At 63.6% G+C, this 14,961-nt stretch carries 19 protein-coding genes; 8 read left to right on the top strand and 11 right to left on the bottom strand.

Going from position 1 to position 14,961, the window contains the following annotated elements; genetic code table 11:
- Positions 1 to 11 precede the first annotated feature (11 nt).
- Both NKH16_RS23570 and NKH16_RS23565 read left to right on the top strand, forming a co-directional pair.
- Complete coding sequence (locus tag NKH16_RS23570; protein ID WP_352744178.1) at positions 12 to 461, top strand: hypothetical protein; 450 nt, start codon at positions 12 to 14, stop codon at positions 459 to 461.
- A 42-nt stretch (positions 462 to 503) separates the two neighbouring features.
- Entirely contained in the window at positions 504 to 890 is a 387-nt protein-coding gene (locus tag NKH16_RS23565; RefSeq protein WP_352744179.1) for a hypothetical protein, read from the top strand.
- 27 nt (positions 891 to 917) lie between these two features.
- Here the strand turns inward: NKH16_RS23565 and NKH16_RS23560 are convergent, their stop codons facing one another.
- Entirely contained in the window at positions 918 to 1,280 is a 363-nt protein-coding gene (locus NKH16_RS23560; protein WP_352744181.1) for a hypothetical protein, read from the bottom strand.
- Positions 1,281 to 1,473: 193 nt separating this feature from the next.
- Between NKH16_RS23560 and NKH16_RS23555 the strand changes: the two genes are divergently transcribed.
- Complete coding sequence (locus NKH16_RS23555; RefSeq protein ID WP_352638087.1) at positions 1,474 to 1,773, top strand: hypothetical protein; 300 nt, start codon at positions 1,474 to 1,476, stop codon at positions 1,771 to 1,773.
- A gap of 219 nt (positions 1,774 to 1,992) precedes the next feature.
- Here the strand turns inward: NKH16_RS23555 and NKH16_RS23550 are convergent, their stop codons facing one another.
- Positions 1,993 to 2,688, bottom strand: coding sequence for an XRE family transcriptional regulator (locus tag NKH16_RS23550; RefSeq protein ID WP_352579488.1), 696 nt, complete (start codon positions 2,686 to 2,688; stop codon positions 1,993 to 1,995).
- A 238-nt stretch (positions 2,689 to 2,926) separates the two neighbouring features.
- Between NKH16_RS23550 and NKH16_RS23545 the strand changes: the two genes are divergently transcribed.
- The 3 genes from NKH16_RS23545 (at position 2,927) to NKH16_RS23535 (ending at position 4,534) form a co-directional block, all read left to right on the top strand.
- Positions 2,927 to 3,187 carry a hypothetical protein gene (locus NKH16_RS23545; protein ID WP_352744183.1) on the top strand — a complete coding sequence of 87 codons (261 nt, stop codon included), beginning with the start codon at positions 2,927 to 2,929 and terminating at the stop codon, positions 3,185 to 3,187.
- A gap of 52 nt (positions 3,188 to 3,239) precedes the next feature.
- Positions 3,240 to 3,863, top strand: coding sequence for a high mobility group family protein (locus NKH16_RS23540; RefSeq protein ID WP_352453501.1), 624 nt, complete (start codon positions 3,240 to 3,242; stop codon positions 3,861 to 3,863).
- 65 nt (positions 3,864 to 3,928) lie between these two features.
- The gene (locus NKH16_RS23535; protein ID WP_352902034.1) at positions 3,929 to 4,534 is read left to right on the top strand and encodes a DUF6456 domain-containing protein; all 606 of its coding nucleotides are present in this window, start codon (positions 3,929 to 3,931) and stop codon (positions 4,532 to 4,534) included.
- A 44-nt stretch (positions 4,535 to 4,578) separates the two neighbouring features.
- On the opposite strand, the gene NKH16_RS23530 is transcribed toward NKH16_RS23535, so the two are convergent.
- Positions 4,579 to 4,884 carry a hypothetical protein gene (locus NKH16_RS23530; RefSeq protein ID WP_352453503.1) on the bottom strand — a complete coding sequence of 102 codons (306 nt, stop codon included), beginning with the start codon at positions 4,882 to 4,884 and terminating at the stop codon, positions 4,579 to 4,581.
- 223 nt (positions 4,885 to 5,107) lie between these two features.
- Positions 5,108 to 5,425 (bottom strand): hypothetical protein, encoded by a 318-nt coding sequence (locus NKH16_RS23525; protein ID WP_352453504.1) that lies wholly within the window; start codon positions 5,423 to 5,425, stop codon positions 5,108 to 5,110.
- 221 nt (positions 5,426 to 5,646) lie between these two features.
- Here NKH16_RS23525 and NKH16_RS23520 point away from each other — a divergent pair, with 221 nt between their 5' ends.
- Complete coding sequence (locus NKH16_RS23520; RefSeq protein ID WP_352453505.1) at positions 5,647 to 5,925, top strand: hypothetical protein; 279 nt, start codon at positions 5,647 to 5,649, stop codon at positions 5,923 to 5,925.
- 228 nt (positions 5,926 to 6,153) lie between these two features.
- On the opposite strand, the gene NKH16_RS23515 is transcribed toward NKH16_RS23520, so the two are convergent.
- The 3 genes from NKH16_RS23515 to NKH16_RS23505 form a co-directional block, all read right to left on the bottom strand.
- Positions 6,154 to 8,127 carry an acyltransferase family protein gene (locus NKH16_RS23515; RefSeq protein WP_352902031.1) on the bottom strand — a complete coding sequence of 658 codons (1,974 nt, stop codon included), beginning with the start codon at positions 8,125 to 8,127 and terminating at the stop codon, positions 6,154 to 6,156.
- Between the two features lie 192 nt (positions 8,128 to 8,319).
- On the bottom strand, positions 8,320 to 8,541 hold the full coding sequence (locus tag NKH16_RS23510) for an alkylphosphonate utilization protein (protein WP_023675660.1): 222 nt from the start codon (positions 8,539 to 8,541) through the stop codon (positions 8,320 to 8,322).
- 384 nt (positions 8,542 to 8,925) lie between these two features.
- Complete coding sequence (locus NKH16_RS23505; RefSeq protein WP_352453507.1) at positions 8,926 to 9,222, bottom strand: hypothetical protein; 297 nt, start codon at positions 9,220 to 9,222, stop codon at positions 8,926 to 8,928.
- 260 nt (positions 9,223 to 9,482) lie between these two features.
- On the opposite strand from NKH16_RS23505, the gene NKH16_RS23500 reads away from it, so the two are divergent.
- Positions 9,483 to 11,480 carry an AI-2E family transporter gene (locus NKH16_RS23500; protein WP_502911735.1) on the top strand — a complete coding sequence of 666 codons (1,998 nt, stop codon included), beginning with the start codon at positions 9,483 to 9,485 and terminating at the stop codon, positions 11,478 to 11,480.
- A 124-nt stretch (positions 11,481 to 11,604) separates the two neighbouring features.
- On the opposite strand, the gene NKH16_RS23495 is transcribed toward NKH16_RS23500, so the two are convergent.
- Genes NKH16_RS23495 through NKH16_RS23480 form a run of 4 tightly spaced genes read right to left on the bottom strand, consistent with a single transcriptional unit; the run spans position 11,605 to position 14,960 of the window.
- Positions 11,605 to 12,540, bottom strand: a complete 936-nt coding sequence (locus NKH16_RS23495) for a phosphatidate cytidylyltransferase (RefSeq protein ID WP_352472202.1) — start codon at positions 12,538 to 12,540, stop codon at positions 11,605 to 11,607.
- A gap of 22 nt (positions 12,541 to 12,562) precedes the next feature.
- The gene (locus NKH16_RS23490; RefSeq protein ID WP_352453509.1) at positions 12,563 to 13,225 is read right to left on the bottom strand and encodes a lysophospholipid acyltransferase family protein; all 663 of its coding nucleotides are present in this window, start codon (positions 13,223 to 13,225) and stop codon (positions 12,563 to 12,565) included.
- An 8-nt stretch (positions 13,226 to 13,233) separates the two neighbouring features.
- Complete coding sequence (locus tag NKH16_RS23485) at positions 13,234 to 13,662, bottom strand: hypothetical protein (RefSeq protein ID WP_352902028.1); 429 nt, start codon at positions 13,660 to 13,662, stop codon at positions 13,234 to 13,236.
- Positions 13,659 to 14,960, bottom strand: a complete 1,302-nt coding sequence (locus NKH16_RS23480; protein ID WP_502894855.1) for a phosphatase PAP2/dual specificity phosphatase family protein — start codon at positions 14,958 to 14,960, stop codon at positions 13,659 to 13,661. The genes NKH16_RS23485 and NKH16_RS23480 overlap by 4 nt, the downstream gene beginning before the upstream one ends.
- Position 14,961: the final 1 nt, after the last annotated feature.

The raw sequence follows: 14,961 nt of genomic DNA, 5'->3' as shown, positions 1-14,961 counted from the left end.
GAGGCTACGAAATGGATGTTCCAGCCAGCATGAAGGCTGAATTGGCAGCCTGGAACAATGGGTCCGGCATCGATCTACAAAGCTGGGTCGGGTGCGAGGGCCGATTTGCGCTTGCTGTGGGATACAGCACCATTTTCTGGCCGAAATTCGTGACGTTCGAACGCTACGTTTTGATGAAAGGGTTTAGCGAGGAAGGCCTGCGAAGCTTTGAACGAGACCCCAACGCCACACGACAGTCCGTGGAAGCGGTTATGAACCACCTGCACATTGCCGACATTCACGCCTTCGGCGCCGCCGACATTTCTCGCGACAAGCTCGTGTTTCTCGGCTCGGTTCTCAAGGAGATTTATGAGGCAAAACTGCAATGGCAGTTTGCGAACCGAAGGTTTGTCGTCGAGTTTTTCGCTTCAGACTCCAGAGACCTGGAGGATTATCAGCTGTCTTTCTGGCAAGCAGACTAGGGCAATGGGCGAGGCGAGCAACTTAGCGAGGGTCAACCCTTCATGCGGATCGAAATCGAGGGTGTCTCCCTGGAGACGTTGAGGGCGCTGTCGCGCGCGGACCAGGATGCGTTGCTGACGTTCGGCCGGCCGATCTCCTTCGCCATGGGCAGCGCCACCGTCCTGGCCGAATTCAATCGCGATGGCGGCACGCTTCTGGTCAATTTTGCCCATATCGACGGCGGTGGCGAAGGCGTCCTGCTCGTCTTGTGGAGGCTTGTCCGGGCCTATGCCATCGATCGGCAATTCAAGCTGATCCGTTGGAATGTCCATGCCGCCACATGCGCCACACCGAATCCCCGGCTGCAGCGTTTCCTGCGCTCCCACCACTTCGCAGAGATCGACGATGCCAGCTACGGCCGCATTTTCGCTCGCAGCCAGCAGCTTTGATCGGCTGGCTGGCCGTTCCGCTCGGGCTTACGCCGCCTCGAGCGCCCAGAGGCGGTGGCCGTAGCGGCGGAAGAAGCGGGCGAAGAGGCGCTGCTGTCTGGCACGGGCGAGGTCGGCGGCGCGCCTTTCCTGCCGCCAGCGCGGCATGTTGCGGAACATCGACAGGAAGCGGGCGGCGTCCTCGAGTGCCTCCTCGGCTGACTGCGCCGGGCGGATCGCCGCCAGGAACAGAGCGCGGCTCGGCTTCATCCGGTCGATCGTCGCCTTGCGCTGGCGATGGCCCTGGCGCGCCGTGCGGATGCCGTCCTGGCGGGTGGCCGCGAAAGCGGCAAGCATGGCCGGGCTGTCGCCGGCATAACCGCAGGCCTGGGCGAACTGAGCGAGGTCCATCGTCACTCCCTTGCTGCCGGCGGACGGAGCGGGCGCGGTTCTGTTGCTCGCGCCGATTTCCAGCGCTGCACGAGATAGAAGCATAACTCAAGTACCTGAACAAGTGAAACTTTCACGTTGGTGCAAGCGGAACCGACTCGACTCCGCCCCGAAAACCGATAATGATGTGAACAAAGCAGGAACAATGATGGGGATGGCTATGGCATTAGCGGGCAGGGAAGCGACGATCGCGGATGTTGTCTCGATTGCCGTCGAGTGCATCGATTGCGGCCGCAACAGGTGGTGGAAACCGGCCGAACTCAAGCGGCATGGGGTGAGGCCGGAGACACCGCTGGCCGCACTTTCGGGGCGCCTGATCTGCAAGGCCTGCCGGGCCGACGGCCTGCCGGGCGCCGCCGTCTCGATCCAGGCCGCCTTCATCGACGACCGGCAGCGGACCCGCGCCGAGGCGCGCCTGCTCAACGGTCGAGAGCTGCAGTCGAGGCGGGCTTGAGGGGGCGGGCGTGCTGCTCTTCCCTTCTCCCCTTGTGGGAGAAGGTGGCCGAGCGAAGCTCGGTCGGATGAGGGGTGTTGGACGGATCGCTACCTTGATGGCGTAAGTGCTTAAAAATCGCTTCTACATTTCCTCCGCCGCGTTCCTTCCAGCACACCTCATCCGGCTCGCGCTGTGCGCCGATCCACCTTCTCCCACAAGGGGAGAAGGCAACAAGCCTCAATACCCCAGCAATTCCTTGAGCGGGATGACGCGGAAGACGTTCTTGATGGCGTAGCGGTTGAAGGACAGCGTCTTGGGCGGGTTGTACTGCTCGACGATCAGCTCGGCGGCGGTGCGCTTGACCAGCTTCTTGATGAAGGCCTTGCCGTTTTGCTCGTTCTCCTCGGGCAGGGTCTCGATCACCACATGGTCGCCGGGCAACGCTTCGCGGCCGCCGCAATAGATCATCTCGCCGGGCTCGTAGCGCGGCACCATCGAATCGCTCAGCACGTGCAGCGCAAACACATTGCGCAGATGTCGGATCCCCGGCGGCCGCTGGACATAGCCGGCCGGCTGGCCGTTGAAGGTAAAGTCGCCATCGTCGCCGCCGACGGCGGTACCGAGAAGCTGGATGTCCATCGGCCCGGCGGGCAGGGGGCCGGGATCGGTGACGATCTCGGCATCGGCGACCGGTCCGGCATCATCGAGGAAAACGACCTCGCCCTTGCCGAGTGCCACCGGGTCGACGCGCAGGAAAGCGGCGGTCTTCAAAAGGTTCTCGGTCTTGGGCAGGTTGCGCCCGGTCTCCCAATTGCCGACGGCAGCGACGTCGGTGTCGTTGTGCTCGGCAATGTGACGCATCACCAGGCCGCGCTGCTTGCGCGCCCGGCGGATCGCCGCTCCGACCTTGATCGACAGTGCAGTTTTCGCCATGGCTCCATCTGTGGCATAAGATTCGGTTTAGTCTATGCAAGAATCGCTTGCATTATGATTTGAGTTATGCTCTTATGTAGGCATGCACAAGTCGCTTCGCCAGCTTTCGGTCCTTGAATCCGCCGTTCAGCGCGCCGGCAGCGCTCGCCTGGAGGTGGTAGCGCAACCGATCGCCGGGGCCATGCATGTGCCAACCCTGTCCCCTTCGTCGCGGCTGTCCTCCTCCCCGGCCGGGACGATGCCCGAGGCTCGCGCCTCGGATCCGGCAGCGCAAGCGGCCGGAACGGCCGGAGCCGTTCCCCTCACGGCTCCGGCCACGAATTACCTGCCGGCCAGCAATGCGGATGCCGCGGTTTCCTGCATCCGCAGCGAAGACGGCACGGTCATCGCCTTCGACGAGCGGACGGGCAAGGCAGTGTCCGGCGCAACAAAGGCAGGCGGCCGAGATGAAGCTCGATCGCAGCAGACCACGCGAAGGCTGACCGGCTTTCGAGCCTGAGGCCGGCGAAGCCGGCGCCGCACACAACCATTTTTGCAGGGAATGAAACATCATGGCCGCCCGCTATTCCGCCTCGGAATTGGAACAAATCGAGAACTGGCTGATGAGCGGACTGTCGGCCGCGAAGATCGCCACCCGGTTGACCGCGCTGCGCGGCCGCCCGGCCTCGCGTGCAGCCATCATCGGCATCGTCCACCGCACCGCCCGTTTGCGCACCATCGGCCTTGCGAAATCCAAGGGCTGGTATGGCGGCCGGCTCGGAAATTCGGCGCCTGAGCCATCAAGCACTGCTGATCAAGCGCAGTCGGCCCCGAAGGCCGAGCCACGCTGCCGCCCGGCAAGGCTGTCGGCCAGGCTGGCGCCGCCGGCCTGGCAGCCGGGTCCGGCTCGGATCACCGGGACCGATGGCGCGCCGCTCGAAATGCCGGCACCGCGCCCGATCGCCGCCGGCGGTCGCCAGCCGCATTTCGCCGCCATGCGCTTCATCGATTGCCTGTTCGAGCGCTGCCGCGCGCCGCTCGATACGACGCTGCAGGAGGATGCGGAAAACGACGCCCCCGGCAGCCGGCCAGGTTTGGACATGCTGTGCTGCGGAATGCGCACGAACCCATCGAAAAGCTACTGCGCCTATCACGCTGCGCGCTTCTTGCGCACGCTGCCGGCCGAAGCGATTTGAGCTCGCTGCAATGAGGCTGGAAGTTCGCCAGAGCCCGACGACCAAAACCCAGGAGGACCGAGCCGATGAGCACCAAAACCGCCCAAAAGGCCAAAGCCAGGCCACCGAGATTGCCGAAAGGCGAGGCCGAGCAGGTGCGCATCCGCAAGGAGATCGGCCATGATTTCGCACTGAAGGACGACCGGTTCGGCCGCAAGCGGCTGGCGAAGGGGACGCAGGAGGGAGCGCGCCTCTATGAGGTCTCCAATGACGGCCACACAGCGACCGGCGGCATCGTGCGGGTGCGCAACGTCGACCCGCTGAGCGGCCTCACCTCACTGTCGCGCCAGCAGCGCGAGGCGGGCATGCGCTACCGCCAGGATTTCCGCAACTCGTCCGAGGCAACCGCCAAGCCGATGGCCTGGGCCGAGCGCGTCGACGGCGGCCGCACCGGCAGCGGCGTCGCCGAACACATCCTGTCCGCCGGCCGCGACCATGCCGAGGCCACCAGGGCGCTTGTCCATTGGGAGATCGCCGGCATCGTGCAAAAGGTCTGCTGTGCCGACGCAACGGTCAAGAGCCTGGCCGAACAGGCCGGCGAGCCGCGCGACGTGGTGGTGAAATTACTCAACATCGGGCTCGACATATTGGCCGTGCATTACGGCATGATGCTGATGCGCAAGCCGAGATGAGGAGCCCCGCCGATCCGGCCGGCACTACCGGCCGGATCGATCCGTCAACGACGGCAGACACGGATTCTTTCGATGATCCGGTGGTGATGACGCCAGTGCCTGATGACTTCGGTGTGGCAGCGCCGGTGGTGGTACCGGTAGCGCGGCCTGTAGTCCTCGTCGTAGACATCATAGCGGTAACGGGGGACGTACTCATCGTCGTAATCGGAATACCGATGGTGGCGATAATAATAGTCGTCGTCATAGCCGTTGCCGATGCCGATCGTGACGCTGCCGCCGGCATTCGCCGGGCCGATCACGGAAGCCGCCGATGCGATGGCGATCACCGAGGCAAGCAGGAGCTTCTTCATAGCTACCTCCTTCTTTAACGTCCCTCTAATAGAAAAACCCCCGAGGGGCAGCCTCGTTCCATAGATTGGCAAGATGTAACGAACGGACGAGCCCGAAGTTTAGCGCCTGCTGGCGCGAAAACGCCGCTGGCTGCGCCGGGGTCGGATCGTCGACGCAGCGTGGCCGCTCCTCTCATCAAACAGCGGCAATCGCGCGTCAGTCCCGTCTTTTGCCGACGTCTGCCTACAGAACATGGCCCAATTCCAGCAAAACGAACGCGGTCGCACCCAGCACAGCGAGGGCGTAGGCCGCATAAAGAACAAGCAGCATTACCTCAAAGTCCCGGACGAAGCTTGCGGCAATCCTGGTCTCCTTAGGCTCTGCTTTCTCGATGCGGTCGGTTTCCAACTCCTCCGTTGCCACGACGAGGCAGACAATCCTGTCGTTGTCGGCCGCCTGCAATATCCGTTCCGTCAAATCGACTGCAATCACTGGATCATCGGCCAACTGATCCCGCGATAGCCGGCTTTCAGTGACGGTCTGGATTTCACGCTTTCTCACGCACGCATAATTGCGTTGACTAAATTAGGTTCCACTAAAATAGATAGATTGCCTCGACCTGATCACGACGTGGTGAGGCGTGAGTCCAGCTGGGCGGTGAACTCCGTCTGAGGCCCCCCATTTGCCGACCGTCGGGGCGAATCTCGATCGGCGCATCCTCCGATCAAACGGCGCGGGCTTCTTTATAGGCTGCTACGGTGCGCCATTGCTGGTAGGTCGCAATGCCAAAGCCGCCAAACTCTCATATCGCGAACGCAGCGCCGACGTCTTCGGTGCCGACCGGTTATGACGAAGATCGCATGCTTACTTATATCCGGCTGCTCGACGCTTCGGCGGAAGGAACCGACTGGCGTGAGGTCGCCCGCATCGTTCTGCACATTGATCCGGAGCAGGAGCCGGAGAGGGCTTTCCGGGCGTGGGCGACACATCTGGCGCGTGCACGATGGATGACCAGGAAGCGGAACGAGTTGCGCCAATTGCATGATGAGTGGTGGGGATGAGCACTATCTAAGCGGAACTGCCGTCTCGGTCTGGCCGTTGAGGGAGGAGGCCAACATGGAAAAGCGCCCAATGACTTCTTGGCCAGCCAATACTTTCGAGCTGTGCTGCCTTCTTGCAGTTCCGCTATCGCTTATCCTCACCGTTTTACTGGCTGGTCTCATCCTTAGCTGACCCCGCATGGTTGCCTGCCGAGGGGCTGGGTCGTGATCCGATAAGATCCGGAGCCGTTACTTTACAGCCGCCGCCATCACATCCGAAAACAGCGCCCGCTCCACTGCCGGTTCCAGCGTTTCGGCGAAGGGCGTCGCCAAGTGGTGGCGGTCGCGGAAGGCTAGTTTGCCGTCGATGAAGACATGGCAGGTGGTCTGGTCGCAAAAGCGGTCGGTCATGTCGATGTAAGCAGCGTTCGGTGTCGAGCGCACGATATCGCGCTCGATGGTGGCGATGTCGTCGTTTGCCGCCATGATCCGCGGCGTGTCGCATGTCGCGGGCGTCTGGCCCCGCCACAGCGCCCGCGCCACGCATTTGTCGGCGTAGCTTGCATTGTAGGGAACGTCCCTGATGACCGCGACCTTGATGCCGGCCTGGCTGAAGGCTTGAAGCGTCCAGGTGAGGCCCGTCCGCCACTGCGCTTGCCAATCGGCGTGCTTCAACTCCTCGGGCGATTCCTTCATCACATTGCCGATCGAGAATTCCGAGATCACCACCAGTTGCGGATGGAGCGCGATGATGTCCTTGACCGACTGCTCGCGCCACTGGTCGCATTCGGTATAGTCGCGCTTCAGCCGCCAGTTCCAGGTCGTGACCCGCGAAGCCCGGCAGGAGGATTTGAGAAAGGTGACGACACGAAAATCGTTCTTCTCGGCCGCCTTGATCAGCGGCGTCGACCAATGGTCGGCATGCGAGTCGCCGAACAGCACGACCGAGCGCTGGGCATCCTTGCGGCCGAACATGCAGGGTTTTGGCTTGACGGTCTCGAAATCGAGCACGCAGCCGCCATTGCTCGCGCGCACGGTGGAGAGCTGCGCGGCGCTGTCGGCGATGACGTGCTGTTCGGGGCTGAGATTGTGCTCGGCAAAGCGCGCATTGCCATAGGCCGCGACCACGCCGGCGCCGGTCAGCGCGACGGCGGGCACCAGCGCCCGCGCTGCTCCGGCCATCAGCCAGCCGTTGCGGCGGATCGGGTTCTCGATGAAATGATAGGTGAACATCGACAGAAGCAGCGTCAGCGCCGCGCAGGCAAGGCGGTCCAGGATGGACAGGCTGGGAACCACCATCGCCGCATAGACGATGACCGGCCAGTGCCAGAGATAGAGCGAATAGGACAGCCGGCCCAACCATTGCATGGGCGGCAGCGCCAGCACGGCGCTCGGCAGATTGCGGCCGCCGCTGCCGCTGAGCAGCAGCAGCAGCACGGTGCCGGCAACAGGCGCCAGCGCATTCACCCCGGGAAACGGCGAGTCTTCGTCCAGCATCAGATAGGCCCAGGCGATCAGCGCCAGACCGAGGCCTGCCTGGAGCGTGGCCAGCAGCGGCCGGTCGCGCCAGATCTTTGCCGGCGCCATGGTCGCGAGGCCGCCGGCGGCGAATTCCCAGGCCCTGAGCGGCGAGAAATAGAAGGCCCAGGGCTGCGACACGTCCGTCAGCCAGGCGCAGGCGGCGAAGGAGGCCGCGCCGGCGACGCCGATGACGATTATAGCGGCGCGCTTGCCGGGACGCAGCCAAGCGGCGGCAAGAAGCAGCGCCGGCCATGCCAAATAGAACTGTTCCTCGACCGAGAGCGACCAGAAGTGGATGAACGGGTTGTTGGTGGCGTCGGCGGCGAAATAGTCGAACGACCAGCGGATCAGCCAAAGGTTGATCATGTAGGCGGAGGCGAACATGGCGCCTTTCGAATAAAGCGCCTGTTCCTCCGGCGACAGGATGAAATAACCAGCAAACAGCGTGGCGAGGATGACGAACAGTGCCGCCGGCAACAGGCGCCGGGCGCGCCGGGCGTAGAAGCGCCAGAGGTTCAGCCGCCCGGTCTCGGTGATTTCCGTAACCAGGTGACGGGTGATCAGATAGCCGGAGATGACGAAGAAGATGTCGACGCCGGCAAAGCCGCCGGGCAGGCCGGACAGACCAAAATGGAAGGCGATAACACCCGCCACCGCCAGCGCGCGCAGCCCTTCGATGTCAGGCCGAAATGATGCCGACACAATCACCTCATGCAAGGAATGCCCACCTCGCAGAGGCTCGACCCGATGCGACGATATTGCAATGCAACAAATCTAACGCAGTGCAACATAGGGGGAGGGCGCGGCTCCTCAAGTTCCTCGCGTGGGCGATTCACTCACATGAGCGATTCGAGAGCGACTGATATGGAAGCGAAGCGAAGGATGCCGAGGCGATCACGCCTTTTTCAAAAACTCGGTCTTCAGCACCAGGCCCTTCACCTGCCTGGTGCTGCATTCGATCTCGCCGGGATTGCCGGTGAGGCGAATATTCTTCACCAGCGTGCCGCGCTTGATCGTCTCCGACGTGCCTTTGACCTTGAGATCCTTGATCAGGGTCACGGAGTCGCCCTCGTGCAGCGCCGTGCCATTGCTGTCTCTTATGATCGCGTCGGTCATGGCAGGTCTTTCGTGGGACTCCGATGCGGAGGTGGTTGGCTCATTACCCGGCCTATCCCACGGTTGGCAGCGAGGTCAAGCGTGCCGGGGGCAGCGTGCCGGTAATCAAGCGTGCCGGCCGCTAATGCCAGGCGGACGGCCGACCGGAAAACCCGGATTGTGAGCAGACTGGGACCCCCTGGGCGGTAGTGGCATTGCCGCTTCGCGACATGCGCTCCGGCCAAGCCATGCCAATGGCGCCACGGCAATCGAAGTCGTGGCCTTTTACGCGGATATTCCGGCACGAGTTCAAATAGATGAGCGCCCGCCCGTGCGGACAGGAAGGTCGCACAGTGACAGACCTGCCCGCCCTTTCGCTTGGTGCGTTATTTCAATTGGCAACGATCACTTGCTGGCGCCACCGAGCTGGTTGGCCATCTTGCAGAAGTCGGCATGCATCGTGGCAATGCCTGCGTCGCTGCATTCCTTCAACATCATGGCCCGGTCGCTCGTGGACATGGCCATCCATGCCGCCTTGAATTCGGCTTCCGACTTCATGGTCTTCATGCCGGCGTCGGTGAAGAAGGGGTTCATTTTCTGCGGATCGTCGAGCGCCGAAGTGCCAGTGGCACCGGCGGCAAGCGCTGCGCCGGTCATCATCGAAAGCGCCATCGCGCCCATGCAAAGCGTCTTGATGTTCATGATCATTCCTCCTGAGCTGCTGCTTTGAGGTTGTCCATCAGCGATCTACGAAGGAACGGTGTTTTGATCCAAAAGTTCCACGTTCTGGCGCAGACATGGAACAGGATTGCCCGTGACGTCATTAATGCAAAAAATTCTACCATGACTGAATTTGCGGCGCTGCCGACCAGGGCAATCGGCGTCCAGCTGGGTGAGACGCTGCGAAGTTGCACGCCGGCTCAATATGCCCGATCATGGCGACGGCGGGGCGGAGGTATCAAGTGGCGGCAAATCGTCGAAACGACGCGCACCTGTCGGAGCCCCGGCGGGCGGGCATTGTTTCCGCGGCCAGGGCGCTTCCGCGCACATCGTTGCCCAGCGTAGCGTCGGTCGTGACGGCCGTCGCGGCGCTCTATTTCGGGCGCGAGGTCTTTCTGCCGATCGCAATCGCGCTGCTGCTTACCTTTGCGCTCGTGCCCATGGTGTCGGCACTCAAGCGAGCCGGCATTCCGCGTCTTCCTGCCGTGATCGCCAGTGTGCTCGGCGCATTCACGGTGCTGGCTCTGTTCTCCTTCATCGTCGCCACGCAGGTCAGTGAACTGGCGCAGAACATTCCGCTTTACCAGGCGAATATCCTGACCAAGGTCCGGTCGCTCAAGGAAACCGGCGTCGGCGGCGGCATCGTTTCCAGATTGAGCCGGGTGATCGAACGCGTCGGCCAGGAGCTCGACAGACCCGAGCCCGCACAACCCGCCGCCGATCAGCCTCCGCGGGAACCGATCCCGGTCGAAATCGTCGCGCGCGAACGACCGCTCGAGGTTCTCCAGAATCTGATCGGCCCGCTGCTGAGCCCGCTGGCATCGGCCGGACTGATCGTCGTGGTCGTCATATTCATGCTGCTCGAGCGGGAGGACCTGCGCGATCGTTTCATACGCCTCGTCGGCTACGGCGATCTGCACCGAACCACCGAGGCGCTGCAGGATGCCGGCAAGCGCGTCGGCCGCTATCTGCTCATGCAACTGGTCGTGAACATCGTCTATGCCGTCCCGATTGCCATCGGACTTTGGCTGCTGGGCATACCCAATCCATTGCTGTGGGGCTTGCTGGCGCTGGCGCTGCGCTTCGTTCCCTATATCGGCCCGGTCATTGCGACGTTGTTGCCTCTGTTCCTGGCGCTTGCCGTAGCGCCCGGCTGGTCGCTCGTGCTATGGACCGCAGGGCTTTTCGTCGTGGTCGAACTGATCACCGGCAACGTGATCGAACCCTGGCTCTACGGCTCGCGCACCGGGCTGTCGCCATTGGCCATCATCGTTGCGGCGATATTCTGGACCTGGCTCTGGGGGCCATTGGGCCTGGTTCTGTCGACGCCGCTCACCGTCTGCCTCGTCGTGCTCGGCCGTCATGTGCCGCAGTTCGAATTCCTCGACGTTCTGTTCGGCAACGAACCCGTGCTCGAACCGCACGCCCGGCTTTACCAGCGGCTGTTGGCCGGCGATCCCGAGGAAGCGACGGACCATGCCGAGGAGATGCTGGACGAAGAATATCTGGTCGAGTTCTACGACAAGGTCGCGATTCCCGCACTTCTGCTCGGCGAGCAGGACCGGGTGCGTGGTGTGCTGAGCGATGAACAAAGACAGCAGGTCGCGGGCAGCGCGCTGACGATGGTGGCGAACCTCGACGACAGCGCGCAGGAGGAGGCGGAAGCGGACGACACGGCCGCGGCCGAGGACAACGGCTCACGCGAGGACAAGCACGTTCAGGGGGAGGTTCAGGGCGAGGAGTACACCGAACTGCCGGATGGCACGGGCATGTCGGTGCTGTGCGCCGGAGGGCGCGGCGAACTCGACGACGCGGCGGCCGCCATGCTGGCGCAGGTGCTCGAAGTCCAGGGCGCTACGGTGTTGAGAGCGAGCTTCGCCGAGATGGAACCGGGGAGCATTCGCCGCCTTGAGCTCGACGCCGTCGATACTATCGTCGTCGGATTTTTGAACCGGGATTCCGTCAAGCACGGGCGGTTCCTGGTCCGTCGGCTGAAACGCGCCAAACCAAGGTTGCGAGTGGGCATCGTGTTGTGGTCGGAAGCCGACAGCGACAACCAGGAGGCAGATGCCAGATTGGCCAACGAGATCAACGGCGATTTCGTCGCACATGGCATGGTACGCGCGGTGCTCGGTGCGTTGTCCAGCGCTCCGCCGGTGGCGCTGAAGACCACCGCCAAACGCCGCATGCGCCGCCTGACGCCGGCGCGCAAGAAAGAGCCGCTCGCCGCGGCAAAATGAGCGCGGCGAAGACCGCGGCAGGTCGGGTTATTACCGCTTTCGCGAAAGCGGTAATAACGAAACGGATCAGGTTATCTTCGCAAGGTCGCGCTGAACCGTCCGCTGCGGCAAACGGCGCCAACCTTCATACAGTCCAGAAATAGCGCACCGTATGGAAGAAGACCGGGGCGGCGAAGACCAGGCTGTCGGCACGGTCCATCATGCCGCCATGGCCTTCGATCAGATGGCCCCAGTCCTTGACGCCTTGATCGCGCTTGATGGCGGAGGCGACCAGCCCGCCAAGGAAGCCCATCAGGCAGGCGATGAAGGCGACGCCGGCTGCCTGCAGCGGCGAGAACGGCGTCAGGAACGACAGCAGCGCGCCGAGCAGGCTCGATGCCGCCAGCCCGCCGACCAGCCCCTCCCAGGTCTTCGACGGCGAGACCATCGGCGCCAGGAGATGCCGGCCGAACAGCTTGCCGAAAATATATTGCAGCACGTCGCTGCCTTGCACGGTGATGATCAGGAAAGCGATCAGCAACAGGTTGCGGCCTTCGAAGCCTGGCACCTCGAGCGTCAGCAGCGCCGGCACGTGGCTGACGCAGTAGACCGAAATCATCACCGCCCATTGCTGCGCCGAGACGCGCTCGAGAAAGCGTTCGGTGTCGCCGTGCAGCGCGGTGATCGCCGGCATCAGCAGGAAGCAGTAGACCGGGATGAAGATGGTGAACAGGCCGTACCAGGCGGTCCACACCAACCAGTACTGGAACGGGATGACGATGCCGAACATGCCGAGCAGCACCCAGTGGTCGCTGCGGCGGCTGTGCGTCAGCGTCACGAATTCGCGCAACGCGGCGAACGAAATCAGCGCGAACAGGATGGTCATGCCGGGGCGGCCGAAGAAAAAGGCGACGGTGATCGCCACCACCATCACCCACCAGGCATTGATGCGCTGGGTGAGGTTGACCAGCGTCGGCGACAACGGCTTTGGCGCGCGCCATGACAAGACGCCGGCGACGACGCTGGCACTGATCAGCACCGCCAGCAGGCCGACAATCAGAATGAGGGTTTCGTGCATCATCGGCAGCATTTTGCCTTGGTCCTCAATCGTCTCGCTGCGGCCGGGGGTTGAGCGCCAGCAGCGTTTCGCGGGCGCGGTCGAGAAAGGCGCGGCGTTCCTCACGCGGTTGAATGGCGATCGGTGCGCCGAAGACGACACGGCAAAGCAGCGGCACCGGCACGAATTGCCCCTTGGGCAGCACCCGCGACATGTTCTCGATCCAGCACGGGATGAGTTCGACATCGGGCCGCGCCATCGACAGATTGTAGAGGCCGGAACGGAACGGCAGCAGCGGTTCGTCGGTCATGTTGCGCGTGCCTTCGGGAAACAGGATCAGCGAATGGCCCTGGTCGAGCACCGACAGCATGATCGAGATCGGGTGCTGCGTTTCATCCGTCCACTGCCGGTGGATCAGCACGGAAGACAGCATGTCCTCGGCAATGAAACGGCGCAGCCGCGTCTTGCTCCAATAATCGGCGGCCGCCACCGCATGGGTACGGGCGCGCTCCTTCTCGCTGAGGCAGGCCGACAGCAGGATGAAATCGCCGTGGCTGGCATGGTTGGCGAAGTAGATGCGCTGCCGGTCCGATGGCTGGCTGCCGTTCCAGATCGGCCGCACTCCGGTGACTACCCAGGCCAGTGCTGACAGGCCGACCGAGGTCACCGTCTGCAGCAGGGTATAGGTGCTGACGCGAAGCTTTGTCATGGACGGGTTCAAAAGAATGCCGCGACGACCGAGGCCGCCGCGAACAGGCTGAAGGCGATGCGCTGCTTGGCGAGCAGACGGCGCGTGCCGGCCATCCGCTGGTCGAGCGAGCGGCCGCCGGCGGCCGTGGGTTTCAGCCGCATGCGCGCCAGCACGTCGTCGATCGCCGCACCGCCGCCTGCTTCGCTGGCGTGGTTGGCCATCAGCCGGAACAGCAGCGCGTCGAACAAAAGCAGGGCCGAGAGAATAATTGTGGCTATGGCACCCGCGGCGGCGATCAGCCAGGCCGCCGCGGACAGCGACGATGTTTGCGGCGCAGCCGCCAGGCCGATGACCGGCGCCGCCAGCGAGGCAGCAGCAATCAACAGCAGCGGCCATGCCACCTGCACAATCAGCCCGGCGGCGAACGTCTCGGCCTTGTCTCGAAAGGCGGTCATGTCGCCGCGTCCATGCCAAGATGCACAGGCCGGCCCGCGGCGGCGAGCTGGCCTCGCGCCTGATCCGGCGTGGCGGCCCGGCCGCTGGCGACCAGCCATTCGGCGACGACGGCGGCGCTGCGTTGGAAGCCGAGCGCACAGCAGACCAGCACCGTGCCCTGGCTCTGCGCCGTCTCGATCGCCGCCACCGCTTGCGCACGCGCCTCGCGAGACGGCGGCAAAAGGTCGACCATGGGCAGGCTCAACCAGTGGATCGAGGCGCGACGCGGCCTTTCCAATTCGCCGGCAAGGTCGATCACCGTGCCGAAGGCGTCGGCCTCGGCGGCGGTCGGAAAACGGCCAAGGCAAACACCGTCGGCAATGACGATCTGCGCCGGAAGCTTTCGCGTCCATGCCCACACATTGACCTTGGCGGCAACCCGGTAGGGCCACAGCAGAAGACGGCTGGCCAGCGACACGCGGCCATCGGCTGTTTTCTGGAACACCTTGGCGCCGGCGCCGGCATAGGCGAAAGCGACTATGGCCAGCGCCAGTGCCGGCCACAACAGGATGAGCCACAGCGCCGAGACCAATGCGCCGGCAGCAGCGCCGGCCAGCGCAAAGGCTGCGCCAAGCGCATAGAACAGCGCCAGAAGCCGCGCTTTCGGGTCCGCGGTCAGGCGGAAGCCGGCGAACGGCAAGGCGCCGTCGCGCGGAAACAGCCACAGCGCGAAAAGGCCGAGCAGCGCGCCGGTCGGAATGTCGATGAAATGGTGCTGCCACGTCGTCAGCACCGAGGCGCCGATCAGGAAACACCAGACATGCCAGGCGACGCCGGCGATGCCGGTCAATCTGTGACGCCAATGGTCCCAGATGATGACCAGCAGCGCGATGTGCAGCGACGGCGCCTGGTTGAAGGGTTTGTCGAAGCCGCCGAGCACGGCGAACATGAAGCCGGGCAGGCCGCTCGTCTGCGGGCGCACGAACGTCGCAGTCAGCGGGAACAGGATGAAGCAGGCGACGGCGACGATCTGCGCCGTCAGATAGCGGCCGGCAAGGCGGTCGACGCCGCTCTTCGAATTGTTCAACAGCAACGACAAGCCATAGAACAGGTTGATCGACCAGTAGGGCACGATCGTCCAGGCAAGGAACGGGATGCCATGCTCCCAGCCGAACACGATGCTGCCGATATCGTCGCGCCGCGACGCCAGCCAATTGGCGAAGCCGTAGGTGGCGTAGAAGAACGGCGCCAGAAATGGCAGCCACAGCGCGGCGCGCAGGACTATTCCGGGATACGGCTCGTGCGGCAAGGCCGGCAGG

This window comes from Mesorhizobium sp. M1307, from assembly GCF_040318155.1.
In the GTDB taxonomy this organism is placed as follows: domain Bacteria; phylum Pseudomonadota; class Alphaproteobacteria; order Rhizobiales; family Rhizobiaceae; genus Mesorhizobium.
This window is presented reverse-complemented; position numbering and strand designations above follow the sequence as displayed.

Coding starts and splice junctions, on each gene's coding strand:
- NKH16_RS23560 (WP_352744181.1), bottom strand. CDS start 1,280: ATGGACCTCGCTCAGTTCGCCCAGGCCTGCGGTTATGCCGGCGACAGC.
- NKH16_RS23565 (WP_352744179.1), top strand. CDS start 504: ATGCGGATCGAAATCGAGGGTGTCTCCCTGGAGACGTTGAGGGCGCTG.
- NKH16_RS23505 (WP_352453507.1), bottom strand. CDS start 9,222: ATGAACATCAAGACGCTTTGCATGGGCGCGATGGCGCTTTCGATGATG.
- NKH16_RS23535 (WP_352902034.1), top strand. CDS start 3,929: ATGAGCACCAAAACCGCCCAAAAGGCCAAAGCCAGGCCACCGAGATTG.
- NKH16_RS23540 (WP_352453501.1), top strand. CDS start 3,240: ATGGCCGCCCGCTATTCCGCCTCGGAATTGGAACAAATCGAGAACTGG.
- NKH16_RS23550 (WP_352579488.1), bottom strand. CDS start 2,688: ATGGCGAAAACTGCACTGTCGATCAAGGTCGGAGCGGCGATCCGCCGG.
- NKH16_RS23510 (WP_023675660.1), bottom strand. CDS start 8,541: ATGACCGACGCGATCATAAGAGACAGCAATGGCACGGCGCTGCACGAG.
- NKH16_RS23495 (WP_352472202.1), bottom strand. CDS start 12,540: ATGATGCACGAAACCCTCATTCTGATTGTCGGCCTGCTGGCGGTGCTG.
- NKH16_RS23530 (WP_352453503.1), bottom strand. CDS start 4,884: ATGAAGAAGCTCCTGCTTGCCTCGGTGATCGCCATCGCATCGGCGGCT.
- NKH16_RS23570 (WP_352744178.1), top strand. CDS start 12: ATGGATGTTCCAGCCAGCATGAAGGCTGAATTGGCAGCCTGGAACAAT.
- NKH16_RS23490 (WP_352453509.1), bottom strand. CDS start 13,225: ATGACAAAGCTTCGCGTCAGCACCTATACCCTGCTGCAGACGGTGACC.
- NKH16_RS23520 (WP_352453505.1), top strand. CDS start 5,647: ATGCCAAAGCCGCCAAACTCTCATATCGCGAACGCAGCGCCGACGTCT.
- NKH16_RS23545 (WP_352744183.1), top strand. CDS start 2,927: ATGCCCGAGGCTCGCGCCTCGGATCCGGCAGCGCAAGCGGCCGGAACG.
- NKH16_RS23555 (WP_352638087.1), top strand. CDS start 1,474: ATGGCTATGGCATTAGCGGGCAGGGAAGCGACGATCGCGGATGTTGTC.
- NKH16_RS23485 (WP_352902028.1), bottom strand. CDS start 13,662: ATGACCGCCTTTCGAGACAAGGCCGAGACGTTCGCCGCCGGGCTGATT.